Source organism: Ilumatobacter sp. (assembly GCF_030065885.1).
Taxonomy (GTDB): Bacteria; Actinomycetota; Acidimicrobiia; order Acidimicrobiales; family Ilumatobacteraceae; genus Ilumatobacter.
On the sequence record NZ_JASJCS010000151.1, the window covers coordinates 1 to 12,172 of the forward strand.

General features: G+C 71.7%; 11 protein-coding genes and 1 tRNA gene. 4 read left to right on the plus strand and 8 right to left on the minus strand.

Features of this window, described 5'->3' with window-relative positions; all coding sequences use genetic code 11:
• The 3 genes from QNJ12_RS21770 to QNJ12_RS21780 form a co-directional block, all read right to left on the minus strand.
• A partial coding sequence (locus QNJ12_RS21770; RefSeq protein WP_300625920.1) for an MFS transporter occupies positions 1-1,198 on the minus strand: 1,198 nt, incomplete at its 3' end.
• On the minus strand, positions 1,195-1,644 hold the full coding sequence (locus tag QNJ12_RS21775) for a GNAT family N-acetyltransferase (protein ID WP_300625921.1): 450 nt from the start codon (positions 1,642-1,644) through the stop codon (positions 1,195-1,197). The genes QNJ12_RS21775 and QNJ12_RS21770, both read right to left, overlap by 4 nt.
• A 328-nt stretch (positions 1,645-1,972) precedes the next feature.
• On the minus strand, positions 1,973-3,295 hold the full coding sequence (locus QNJ12_RS21780; RefSeq protein WP_300625923.1) for a D-arabinono-1,4-lactone oxidase: 1,323 nt from the start codon (positions 3,293-3,295) through the stop codon (positions 1,973-1,975).
• A gap of 85 nt (positions 3,296-3,380) precedes the next feature.
• Between QNJ12_RS21780 and QNJ12_RS21785 the strand changes: the two genes are divergently transcribed.
• From QNJ12_RS21785 to QNJ12_RS21795, 3 genes are all read left to right on the plus strand, one after another.
• On the plus strand, positions 3,381-5,447 hold the full coding sequence (locus QNJ12_RS21785) for a molybdopterin-dependent oxidoreductase (RefSeq protein WP_300625924.1): 2,067 nt from the start codon (positions 3,381-3,383) through the stop codon (positions 5,445-5,447).
• 98 nt (positions 5,448-5,545) lie between these two features.
• Positions 5,546-6,868 carry a CBS domain-containing protein gene (locus QNJ12_RS21790; RefSeq protein ID WP_300625925.1) on the plus strand — a complete coding sequence of 441 codons (1,323 nt, stop codon included), beginning with the start codon at positions 5,546-5,548 and terminating at the stop codon, positions 6,866-6,868.
• Positions 6,865-7,425 carry a DUF1003 domain-containing protein gene (locus QNJ12_RS21795; RefSeq protein WP_300625926.1) on the plus strand — a complete coding sequence of 187 codons (561 nt, stop codon included), beginning with the start codon at positions 6,865-6,867 and terminating at the stop codon, positions 7,423-7,425. The genes QNJ12_RS21790 and QNJ12_RS21795 overlap by 4 nt, the downstream gene beginning before the upstream one ends.
• On the opposite strand, the gene QNJ12_RS21800 is transcribed toward QNJ12_RS21795, so the two are convergent.
• On the minus strand, positions 7,400-8,335 hold the full coding sequence (locus QNJ12_RS21800; protein WP_300625928.1) for a hypothetical protein: 936 nt from the start codon (positions 8,333-8,335) through the stop codon (positions 7,400-7,402). The genes QNJ12_RS21795 and QNJ12_RS21800 overlap by 26 nt on opposite strands.
• Entirely contained in the window at positions 8,332-8,478 is a 147-nt protein-coding gene (locus tag QNJ12_RS21805) for a hypothetical protein (RefSeq protein WP_300625930.1), read from the minus strand. The genes QNJ12_RS21800 and QNJ12_RS21805 overlap by 4 nt, the downstream gene beginning before the upstream one ends.
• Before the next feature lie 136 nt (positions 8,479-8,614).
• On the opposite strand from QNJ12_RS21805, the gene QNJ12_RS21810 reads away from it, so the two are divergent.
• The gene (locus QNJ12_RS21810) at positions 8,615-10,405 is read left to right on the plus strand and encodes a hypothetical protein (protein WP_300625931.1); all 1,791 of its coding nucleotides are present in this window, start codon (positions 8,615-8,617) and stop codon (positions 10,403-10,405) included.
• A gap of 110 nt (positions 10,406-10,515) precedes the next feature.
• On the opposite strand, the gene QNJ12_RS21815 is transcribed toward QNJ12_RS21810, so the two are convergent.
• From QNJ12_RS21815 to QNJ12_RS21825, 3 genes are all read right to left on the minus strand, one after another.
• Positions 10,516-10,589: transfer RNA gene (locus QNJ12_RS21815), tRNA-Ile, on the minus strand.
• A gap of 38 nt (positions 10,590-10,627) precedes the next feature.
• Entirely contained in the window at positions 10,628-11,881 is a 1,254-nt protein-coding gene (locus QNJ12_RS21820) for a DUF3566 domain-containing protein (protein ID WP_300625933.1), read from the minus strand.
• A 21-nt stretch (positions 11,882-11,902) separates the two neighbouring features.
• Positions 11,903-12,172, minus strand: a 270-nt coding sequence (locus QNJ12_RS21825) for a hypothetical protein (protein ID WP_300625935.1), incomplete at its 5' end; no start/stop codon positions are given.

Sequence of the window (12,172 nt, forward strand, 5' to 3'; positions counted from 1 at the left end):
CTCGCGACGTGCTCACCAGCAGCCCAGCGAGCACCAGCGCGGCGAACGAACACGTCAGCGCCACCGTGATCGTCGTCGCCTGGGCCAGCACGCCGAGCGCCAGCCCACCGAGGATCTCGCCGAACGACTCGGTCTGGCCGAGGAACGACTGCACGGTCGCCCGCACGTCGCTCGTCGCCCGGCGGTTGACCCAGATGACGCTGACCGCACGGATGACCGTCCACGCCACACCGCCGACCAGCAGCACGCCGGCCATGCCGAAGAGCTCGTTCGGCGCGTGCGCCAGCACGATCATGCCCAGCGCCCCGCTCAAGCACGCCGCTGCGTACACCCGCTTGGCGACGCCGGCGCCGGCGATCCGCACCTCGACGATGCGGAGCGCGATCGCTCCGACCGTGAGCGTGACGACGCCGAGCAGGGTGAACCAGAGGATCGGGTCGGGCTCCTCGGGGAACCCGAGGTCGACGAGCCGCTTCGGGAAGAGGCGGTCGAACGCCTCGGCGCCACTGTTGACGAGCATCGTCGCCGCGAACACGAGCAGGATCTCGCGGTCGTTGCGGGCCAGCGCCGCGCCACGCCGGAAGATCTCCCTCGACTCGCGCCACCGGTGCTCGCGGGTCGGCTCGAACTCGTGCTCGGTGAACCGCACGACGACGAACGCACCCAGCACGATCATGAGCGCGCCGGCGACGACGATCGCCGTCGCCAGCGACGTCGCCCAGGCGAGACCGCCGAACGCGATCATTCCCAGTGCGGCACCGAACTGCTCCCACCGGGCGCGGGCCGTGATGACCTGATCGATCCGCAGCGCATCGTCGAGCTCGTCGGTGGCCCAGGCGACATCGGCACCGCTCGAGAACGTCCACCCGAAGCCCCACAGCATCTGCGCGGCGACCAGCGCGCCGAAGTCGGTGACCAGTCCCGTGACGAGCATCCCGGTGCCCATCAGCCCGTGCGACACGGCGATCGACCACTTGCGGCTGATCGTGTCGGCCATCACGCCGGTCGGCACCTCCGAGACCAGGACCGTGAGTTCCATCGCCGTGCCGAGGAACACGAGCTGGAACGCCGAGAGATCGGCCACGACGACGAGGTAGAGGCTGGTGACGATCCAGTAGCCGCGGAAGCTCAGCATCCGCATCGTCGACCACCGCAGGAAGGTCCGGGCGACGTCGTGCGTCCCGACGGGCGGACTCACGTCGGGCCGCTGGGCGTTCGGTGCGTCACATGATCGGCATCGTCGAGCGGGCGATGCCCGAACCGCTCGCACAGCCCGTGGTCGTCCTCGGTTGCCAGGATCTGGCGCGGGACACCGACGTCGGGATGATCGACGATGGTCCACACGATCGTCGTGCCGAGCCCACGCCCGCGGACCTCGGGCGCGACGTACACGTCGGCCGACCACGCGAACGCCGCGAGGTCGGTGACCATCCGGGCGAAGCCGACCTGGACGCCGTCGGAGTCGTCGGCGCCGGCCACCAGCGCGCCGTGCTCGATCGCACGCGCCTGCACCTCGAAGGACCGACCGGGCGCCCAGGAGGACTGCTCGGAGACGAACCCATGCACGGCGACCGGGCCGACCCGCTCCGGATCGGTGCCGATCAGGACGTCCCCGTGGTGCACGTCGACGAGGCGGGCAGGCATCGGACCATCATGACCCGCCCCGGCCGCAGTGCGGCGACGAGTTCCTGTCCCGCTGCGCCCTCAGCCGCCGACGACGGGACCGAGCACACGATCGAGGTCATCGCGGCGGAACACAGCCCAGCGCTCCTCAGGCTCCGACGACCGGACCGAGCACACGATCGCAGTCATCGCGGCCGAACACAGCGCAGCGCTCGACAGGTGCCGACGACCGGACCGAGCACACGGCCGCGGTCGTCGCTGCTGAACGCAGCCCAGCGTTCCTCAGCCGCCGACGACCGGACCGAGCACACGATCGCAGTCATCGCGGCGGAACACAGCGCAGCGCTCCTCAGCCGCCGACGACCGGACCGAGCACATGATCGAGGTAGTCGTTGCGGAACGTGCCGTCGGGGTCGAGCCGGGCCCGTGCTGCGGCGAACGCATCCCACTCGGGATACCGGTCGCGCAGCGTCGCGGCCGATTGGAAGTGCAGCTTGCCCCAGTGGGGGCGGCCGTCGTAGTCGTCCATGATCGTTTCGACACCCTGGAAGTACGACTCGAAGGGCGCCCCACGGTACTGGTGCACGGCGATCCACCCGCTCGTGCGACCGTACCCCGTGGACAGCGCGATGTCGTCGGCGGCCGAGACGCGCACCTCGATCGGGAACAGTGACGGGAAGCTCAGCGTCGCGGTGAGGTCGCGCACCCGGCCGACCGCCTCGGGCAGCGCCTCGACCGGGATGCCGTACTCCATCTCGACGAAGCGGACGTGCCGCGGGCTGGCGAATACGCGGTCGCTGCGGTCGATCAGGTCGCGCTCCCCCGCCGCGCCGGCGACCGCCTTGGCGATCTTCGGTGCCAGCGCCGGGAAGCGACGGCCGACGCGGCACACGAGGCCGAACGCCGCGTTCTCGGCCACGTACTTGTCGCGCACGTACGCCACCCGCGACGGAGGCCGTGCCGGCTCGTCGGTGCGCCGGTTGCGCTTGACCTGGCAGCGGCGTGCGCCCGGCATCCAGAAGAACTCGGCGTGCTCGGCGCTGCGTGCGAAGGCAGGGACCCCGTCAGCGTCGACGTCGGTCAGGATCTCGTCGAGGATCTCGATGGTCTCGTGCGCGTGGAGGTGGAACGCCGGGACGCACTGGATCGTCACCTCGGTGACGACGCCGAGCGCACCGACCCCGACGCGTGCGACTCTGAGCAATTCCGGCTCGCGGGTCTCGTCGCAGCGAACGACGTCGCCGCGCCCGTCGACCAGCTCGAGGCCGACGATCGTGGTCGCCAGGTTGCCGAGCTCGAGGCCGGTGCCATGGGTCGCCGTGTTGATCGCACCGGCGACCGACTGCACGTTGATGTCGCCCAGGTTGGGCATCGCCATGCCGACCGCAGCGAGCTCGTCGCCGAGCGCCCGCAGCGTGATGCCGGCCTGGACGGTGACCCGCTGCTGTTCGACGTCGACCGACACCACGCGCCTCATCCGGTCGAGATCGAGGAGCACGCCGTTGGTCATCGCGGTCGCCGTGAAGGAGTGACCGGCACCGATGACCTTCACGCGCCGCCCGTCGGCGTGCGCGCGCCGGACGATCGCCGCGACCTCATCGGTCGACGCCGGGTGCTCGACCGAGACCGGCACGCACGCCTGGTTGCGTGCCCAGTTCCGAACGGTCGGCATCGCCGCAAGCTACGAGATGAGTTACGAGATGTGCCAGGCACAACTCGCAACTGGCGCGGCGGATCGGGCGTCGTACGATGAGCCGATGGCTGATCCCACCAACGGCACGCACACCGTGAACGGCATCTGCCACCACGACTGCCCCGACTCGTGCGGCTGGACCGTCACGGTCGAAGGTGACGGCCCCCAGCGGGTGGCCGTGAAGATGCGTGGCAATCCCGAGCACCCGTACAGCTACGGCGAGCTGTGCCCGAAGGTCAACCGCTTCCTCGACCGCGTCTACTCCCCCGACCGCGTGCTCCGGCCGCTCCGCCGCACCGGCCCGAAGGGCAGCGGCGAGTTCGAGCCGATCTCCTGGGACGAAGCACTCGACGAGATCGGCAGCCGGCTCAACGCCGTCATCGACGAGCACGGTGGCGAGGCGGTGATGCCGTTCAGCGACGCCGGCAACCAGAGCATCCTCGCGACCCAGGGCATCTCGTCGCGCCTGTTCCACCACATCGGTGCCACCCGCCTCCTGCGCAACATCTGCGGCCCGACGGTGGCCGCCGGGGCTGCGATGACGAACGGCACGTCGCTGGGCGGCGACGCGATGGACCTCGAGCACGCGAAGCTGATCATCCTCTGGGCGACGAACACCCGGCTCACCAACCGGCACCTGTGGCCGGTCATCGAGAAGGCCCGCGCCAACGGCGCGAGGCTCGTCGTGATCGACCCGATCCGCACGATCACCGCCGAGGAGGCCGACTGGTTCGTCCAGCCGCTGCCCGGCACCGACACCGCGATGATGCTGGCGATGATGCACGTCATCATCCGCGACGACCTGCTCGACCACGAGTGGGTCGAGGCGCACACGCTCGGCCTCGACGAGCTCGCCGAGGCGGTCGCAGCGTGGACACCGGCGCGCGCTGCCGAACAGTGCGGCGTCGACGCCGACGTGATCGAGCGGCTCGCCCGTGAGTACGCCACCACCCGCCCGGCGGCGATCCGCACGCTCGTGGGCGGCGAGCACCACGAGAACGGCGCGATGTTCTACCGGACGATGGCGTGCCTGCCGGCGCTGACCGGGGCGTGGCGCGACCGCGGCGGCGGCTTCTTCCGCAGCGTCGGCACGTGGCAGGACGAGCTGATCGACGAGGCCGCGCTGACGCGACCCGACCTGCTCGCCGGGCGCGAGGTCCGCACGCTGAACATGAGCCGGCTCGGCGAGATCCTCCTCGACGAGGAGCCGCCGGTGCGCGCGATGATCGTGTGGAACTCGAACCCACTCGTGATCGTGCCGAACGCCGAGCGCGTGCGCGAGGGCCTCGACCGCGACGATCTGTTCACCGTCGTGCACGAGCAGTTCGTCACCGACACCGCGAGGTACGCCGACATCGTGCTGCCAGCGACGACGCACATCGAGGCCAGCGATGTCTCGCCGGCGTGGGGCCACCTCTGGATGGGCTGGAACGAGGCGGCGATCGAACCGCTCGGCGAGGCGGTGAGCAACAGCGAGTGCTTCCGCCGGATCGCCGGTGCGATGGGGTTGACCGAGCCGTCGCTGTTCGAGGACGACCTCACGGTCCTGCGAGCCGCCCTGCCGGCGGTCGACCTCGACCGGCTGCGCGCCGACGGCTGGATGAAGGTGCCGTTCCCCGAGTCGGGCACGCCATGGGCGAACGGCGGCTTCCCGACCGCGTCGGGCCGGGTCGAGCTCGCCTCGGATCGACTGGAGGCGATCGGCCAGCCACGCGTGCCGACGTTCGTACCCCCCGTCGAGGGCCCGCACGGCCCCGACGCCGCCCGGTTCCCGCTGCAGTTGATGACGCCGAAGCACCACACCCGCTTCCTCAACTCGAGCTACTCGCAGCTGCCGAAGCACGGCCCTGCGGAAGGCGGCCCGTTCGTCGAGCTCGACGCGGTCGATGCCGCGGCCCGCGGCCTCGCCGAGGGTGACGCCGCCCGCGTGTTCAACGACCGTGCCAGCGTCGAGGTGCCCGTGAAGATCACCGAACGGCTCCGCCCCGGCGTCGCGTCGATCCCGTGGGGCTGGTGGCGCGACCACCACCCCGACGGCAAGGTCGCGAACAGCCTCACCAACGACACCCTCACCGAGTGGGGCGGCGGCGTCGCCTACAGCGACACCCTGGTCGAGGTCGAACGCGCCTGACGCACGCGCGAACGCCGCCGTTACAGAGAGTGTCTGACACCATCTGTAACACCGGCCGTCGCTCGGGCTGAGCAGGGGTGACGGGTAGCCTGCGCGGTATGGCAGGCGAGCTGATCTACGCGTTCCGTGTGATGCGCTTGCCCCTGCTCGACGCCGGCGGGAGCGAGATCGGCAAGATCGACGACATCGTCGTCGTGCCTGGCCGCGAGGGCCGTGCCCCTCGGGTCGTCGGCTTCGTCGCGTCCAGCCAGCGGCGCCGGATCTTCGTCAACGCCGCCCGGGTCGCCGACCTCGACGGCGACGGCGCCCGCCTGCGCAGTTGGGACATCGACCTCAACCCGTTCAAGCGCCGGACCGGCGAGACGCTGATCGGCAGCGAGCTGATCGACAAGGTGATCGCCACGGGCGAGCGGGTCAGCGACGTCGGGCTGGTCGAGACGATCGAGGAGGGGGCACGCCGCTGGCGCGTGTCGAAGGTCCGCCTCGCACGACGCAGCACGCTCCGTCGCCGCCCCAACTACCGGCTCGTCGACTGGACCGACGTGCCGCACCTGTTCGCCACCGGCACGGCGATGGAAGCCGAGGCGGCCCGCCTGCGCGACATGCACAAGTCCGACGTCGCCCACATCGTGCGTTCGATGCCGCTCGCCCAACGCCGCCAGCTCGCCGAGTCGATGGACGACGAGCGCCTCGCCGACGTGCTCGAAGAGCTGCCCGAGGCCGAGCAGCTGCGCCTGATCGAGGGCCTCGACCTCGACCGCCTGATCGACGTGTTCGACGAGATGGAGTACGACGACCTCGCCGACCTGCTGGGCGAGATGCCCCAGCAGCAGCGCGCCGCGATCCTCGAGGCGATGGACGACGACGAGGCCGAGGTCGTGACCCGGCTGCTCTCGTACGAGGAGTCGACCGCCGGCGGCATGATGACGCCCGAGCTCGTGATCCTCGGTCCGGACGCCACCGTCGCCGAAGCGCTCGCCCAGATCCGCGACCCCGACTGGACCCCGAGCATCGCCAGCCAGGTGTTCGTCACGCGAGCCCCCTACAAGCCGCCGACCGGTCGCTTCATGGGCGTCGTGTTCATGCAACGCCTGCTGCGCGAGCCGCCGAGCATGGAGCTGCGACACTGCATCGCCGAGGACACGCCGGTGGTCGCGCCCGACACGATCGACCGCGCCGTGTTCGAGGAGTTCGCCTCGTACGACATGCTCGCGCTGGCGGTGGTCGACGAGGCCGGCCGCTTCCTCGGTGCCGTGAGCGTCGACGACGTCGTCGACCGCATGTTGGGCGCCGGCTGGCGGTCGCGGCACCGCCGCCAGGACCGATCGCTCGATGCCCGGCCCGAGCCGATCGCCGACGCCGGCAATGCCGGTGGTGCCCACGATCCGGCCGACGCAGCCGACGCGGAGATCGTGTCGTGAAGCGACGCACCGAGCTCAGCCAGCCGCGCCAGCGCGGCCGCCTCGACGTCTCCTACGATCCCGAGGCGTTCGGTCGCTTCGCCGAGTCGATCGCCCGGTACCTCGGCACGGCGCGGTTCCTCGTGTTCCAGACCTGCGTGATCGTCGTGTGGCTGGCGCTCAACATCCTGCCGCCGGACGACTGGCAGTTCGACCCGTGGGGTCGCGGCCTCGTGCTGCTCACGCTCGCGCTCTCGCTGCAGGCGTCGTACGCCGCGCCGCTGATCCTCCTCGCCCAGAACCGACAGGAGCGCCGCGCCCGGGTGGCGGCCGAGCTCGACCGCGAGGTCGCCGAACGCACCCAGGCCGACACCGAGTTCCTGGCGCGCGAGATCGCCGGCGTGCGGCTCGCGCTCGCCGACGTCGTGACCGGCGAGGAGCTCCGCGATCAGCTCGAGACGCTCACCGACGCGATCGATCGCCTGTCGGCGCGGCTCGACACGCTCGAGCCCGACGCGGGCGGCTCAGCGCCGGCAGCGTCGGCCGAGCCGGTCAGCTCGGTTGCGGAACCCCGGTGAACTCCTGCAGGCGGGTCCCGAACGACTGAACCCGCCGAAGCAGCTCGGTCGTCGGCAGCGCCGCCTCGGCAGCGACGACGGCACCGGCCGGGAGCAGCCCGTCGACGATCGCGGTCGTGAACGCCGCCGCCGTCGCGGCCGCCGCCGTGCCGACCAGTTCGGCGACGCCGGCGATGACGCATTGCCGGCCACCGGCATCGTCGCCGCCGCGCAGCTCGACCCGGAGCGCACCGATACCGCCCTCGACATGGGGTGGGCGGAGCATCGGGAGGAACGCGGTGAAGCGGTCGCGGCGAGTCGCCGAGCGGCGCGCGCTGATGCGCCCGACGCCGGGGAAGGCACGCTGCAGCACGAGCGGGGACGCGATCTGAGCGCGGTAGCAGTCCATCGCCCCGACCGGCTCGGGGAACCAGCACAGCTCACGCCCGCTCCCACCGACGTACTCGGCCCAGGCGCCGTCGTACCAGCCGATCGAGCGGCCGCTCAGCGAGCGGTGGTGGGCGCGGGCGCACGCGGGCCCGGCGGTGCCGTGGAACGCGACGTGGATCTCGTCCACGCATGCGAGCTGGCCGGCCAGCTGCCGCGCGAGCAAGCCCGACAGCCCGGGCGACATTGCGGCACCCACCATCAGCGTCAACCCGGACGCAGCCGCCACGTGGTCGAGCTCGAGCAGCTCGCGGATGTCGTCGAGCTCGTCGCCGACGGTGACGACGTGCAGGCCGCGGTCCAGCAGGTCCGGCACCGCCGGCGCGTGCAGGCCACCCTGCGCGAGCACGACGACGTCGCCGGCCGCCGTGCCGGTGACGTTCGACCACCACGGGTCCTGCACGATGACCCGATGTGCGTGCAGGAGGCGGTGCAGCCGCCGCGCGACGATGCCGCGGCCGACGACGTGGATCGTCGGGTTCACGCGCCGGGCCGATCGGGCGGCAGCTCGAGCGGCCGCCAGCCGCCGTGCTGCGGCGGCACACCGCCGCGACCCTTCAGGCGAATGCCCGCTGCACCGGCGCCGGCGAGGAACAGCGCTGCCAGCAGACGCCGGAACAGCTTCACCGCGACACCGCCGAGCTCACATCGGCGATGTTAGGCGTGCGACGCGAGGTGCCGGGAAGGCCCAGGTGGACGAAGGTGCTCCGCAGGGCTCGAACCGTACGGGTGTCCTAGGGTGTCGATGACCTTGGGGGGACGGATGCAGACGAGGAAGCTCGCGGCAGCGGCGGTCACGATCTCGCTGGCGGCGCTCGGCGCGGTGGGAACACCGGCCGCTGCCGACGACGACGCGAGCCACGACCGCGCTCACGAGGAGCGCGACGACGGCGACGCAACGAGCGACGACGACGCAACGAGCGACAGCAGCGACGACGCGACCAGCGACGACGCGATCAGCGACGACGCGATCAGCGACGACGCGACCAGCGACGGCGACGGCGACGATCGGGCCGTGGCGCCGCCCCGGCCGCCGCGCCGACCAGCCGCGGCGGCCTCGACGTGTGCGGGGATCCGCGGCAACGGGCAGAACCTGTTCGCCCACTACGGCGCCCTGGCCCGCCACGTGGAGGAGTACGGGGCGATCACCTGCGCCGCCGGCGGCAGCTCGGGCAGCATCACGACGTTCGTCCTCGAGAGCATCTGGGCCAACCCGCAGCTGCATCGCTGCGACGACGGCCGGCGTTGCACGAGGGCCGAGCGCGACGCGCGCATGGCAGTGATGCTCAAGTCGTTCCCCGGCCTGGTCGACACCGGCCTGTTCCAGGACGCTGCCACCGTCGGTGCCCTCGTCGAGGGCATCGCCGCCGGCGACATCGTCGAGCTCCTCCGGGGACCCCTGCCACAGGAGGGCGTCGACGCGCTGGTCCGGCTGCTGCGCGACCTGGGACCGCTGATCAACCCGGAGGTGATCGATCTCCTGCTCACCTCGCCGGACCCGGTGTTCCACGCGCTCGACATCATCGACGGTCTGCAGAAGGGCCTGCAGTTCCAGGTCGACGACCCGCGCGTCTTCCTGCGCACGTCGGTCATCGACTTCGACGCGTTCGCGACGCTGATCGGCGGCTACGGGTCGTTCTACGCCGGGTACGGGCCGGCCGATCGTGCCGGGACGGAAGCGTGGTTCGACGCCTGCGCGGCGCCGAGCCTCGGGCTCACGTGGCAGCAGACGGCAGCGCTCCCCGGGGTCGGCACCCGCACGTGCGGCGAGACGTTCGCCGACCTGTTCAACGCGTACCGAGAGGCGTTCGCAGCGGGCGGGTCGCCGAACCGTGCCGACGATCCGGTCGGCCGATACCTGCCGGTGTTCGGCGTCACGGGCGTGCTGACCGGCGACGCGATCGCCCGGTGGGAGGAGGCGCGAGCTGCCTGGATCTCGGCCGACCCGATCCCCTTCGAGCCCGACTTCGACGACGTCGGCACCGGCTACTGGGGACGCGATCGTGAGCTGCGGCGCATGGGCCGCGCCCTCGACCGCCGGTTCGACGATCTCGGCAGCCAACAGTTCGTGCCGCTCGGCCCGGCGACCTGGCGCGAGGTGCTCTCGTCGTCGCCGGCCGAGCCCGGGTTCTCCCCCGGCGTGCCGTTGAGCAGTGGCGCCGTGTCGGTCGGCGGGTGGGCCGACCCGCTCCGCATCACCCCGCTCGAGGCGCTCGGCGCTCGCCGGACGATCGCCGTCAACCGGCTCGGCGGCGTCGGCGGCTTCACCGCCGAAGTGACCCGGCTGCTCAACGCCTCCGACGCGCAGCTCGCCGCGCTGTACTCGACGACCGATCCGTCGAGCACGTTCTACGTGGGGTTGTCCGAGGCGACCGGAGTGTGGTGCACCGACTGGGACGGGCAGGACGGCGACCCGAACCTGCTGTTCGACGACGCGTACACGTCGCCGTTGATCACCGACGATCGACGCTTCCTCCGGCCGCGCAACGGGTACCCGAACGTCGGTCCGGACTTCGAGATCGCCGGCTGCACGCCGGGCCTGCCGGTCGGTTGACACGGGCTGGGTCACGACGGTCGGACCTCAGGCGACCGGAGCATCTCGGACACCGGCCGGGACGTGAAACGAGGCGCCAGCGGGCGCCTCGTCTCGGAGTTCGTCAGGAGTGGGGCTAGCTGGAATCGAACCAGCGACCTCCGCCTTATCAGGGCGGCGCTCTAACCGACTGAGCTATAGCCCCAGCAGCGATGGGAGGCTATCTGGCCGACCCGGAATTCCTCAACGGGCTTGGGCTGCGCCGGCCGCCGGGTCGCGTGCGTCGGTGGTGGTGCCGACGGCGTCGTCGACGCGGTCACCGTCCTGGCCGTCCTGGTCATCGTCGTCGTCGACACTCCAGTCGGCCGTCGTGGCCGCCGCCGACGCCGAGCGGGTGGCGCCATCGTCGGGATCGTCGCCGTCGACGTCCCACCCCGTCGCGGCGCCCGTCGGCGGCCGGCGGACCACGTAGCGACGGGTCGACGAGACCGTGCGCTCGACGACCTCTTCTTCGAGGACGGTGACGCGCACACCACCCACGATGTCGCTGACCAGGTTGAAGAGGGTCGCGAGCAGCACGACGGCACCGGTCATGGCGACGACGCCGAACAGCCCGATCACCCAGGCGTTGGCGAAGATCTCGCCCCCCTTGAGCTCGAAGGTCTCCCAGCCGAACTGCGTGAACCACCGCTCGATGTTGGCGAGCGTCCCCGTGCGGTCGGCGACCCGCCACAGCAGGACGCCGGCGGTCAGCGTGACGACGTACGCGACCGCGCTGAAGAGCAGTGCGACCTTGAACGTGCTCCACGGATCGATGTGGCGGAGGACGCGTGTGACGCGCCGCACGCGTGGTCGCCGACCCGGTTGACGAAGCGGCGCCCCTGCGGGTGCGACCGGCGCCATGTGGTCGGCCCACGACGTGGTCGGCGACGGCTTCGCCGCTGCCGGGCTCGGCGGTGTGGCCGTCGCTGGTGCGGGCGGCGCAGGGGTCGAGCTCGGGGCACCACTCGGCGGTGCGGATGCGGGCTGACGTGCGGTCGGTGGCGCGTCCTGCGTGGCGGGGACGATCTCGGGGAGCTCGTACGGCACGTCGCCGTCGTCGTCGACGCTCCAGTCGGCCTTCGGCGCGGTGGTCGGCTCGGTCGTTGCGGGCCTCGCCGGGTCGGCGCTGCGTGCGGGCAGCGTCGGCACGACCTCGGTCGGCAGCTCGGGAGCCGGCTGCTCGGGAGCCGGCTGGTCAGGGGCCGGCTGGTCGGCCGGTTGCTCGGCAGCCCGCTGGTCGGCGGCAGGTGCGGAGTGGCTCGGCGGGACCTCGCCGGCATCCGGAGCGCCGGCGGCGGTCGATGCCGATGCGTCGGCGCGTTCGTCATCGTCGGCGTCGGCGGGATCGGTGTCGCCGTCGGGCGCCGGGGCATCGTCGGTCGGAGCGGTCTTGGCGAGGATCTGCTCGATCGCCTCGGACAGGCGCGACGAAGCGTCGCCGTCGGTCGTGCTCACCGGCTCGAGTGTACGCAGCCGCTATGGCTCGTCGGTGGCGCGTGCGCGCACGACCTGGTCACCGACCGTCACCTCGACGGTGACCCGTCGCCCGTCGCGCCGGTAGCCCACGAGCACCGCACCGTTGGCGGCGGCCAACCGAGCCGACGCCGACCGGCCACCGTGCACGCCGGCGAGCGCGGCGGCGTCGGCGGCGGTTCGCGCCTGTTGCCGATCGACCAGGTCGCCGAGGACGGGCACCAGTGCCATCGTCACCGCCGCCGTGATCGCCACACCGACGAACACCACGAG

Coding starts and splice junctions, on each gene's coding strand:
- QNJ12_RS21775 (WP_300625921.1), bottom strand. CDS start 1,644: ATGCCTGCCCGCCTCGTCGACGTGCACCACGGGGACGTCCTGATCGGC.
- QNJ12_RS21780 (WP_300625923.1), bottom strand. CDS start 3,295: ATGCCGACCGTTCGGAACTGGGCACGCAACCAGGCGTGCGTGCCGGTC.
- QNJ12_RS21785 (WP_300625924.1), top strand. CDS start 3,381: ATGGCTGATCCCACCAACGGCACGCACACCGTGAACGGCATCTGCCAC.
- QNJ12_RS21790 (WP_300625925.1), top strand. CDS start 5,546: ATGGCAGGCGAGCTGATCTACGCGTTCCGTGTGATGCGCTTGCCCCTG.
- QNJ12_RS21810 (WP_300625931.1), top strand. CDS start 8,615: ATGCAGACGAGGAAGCTCGCGGCAGCGGCGGTCACGATCTCGCTGGCG.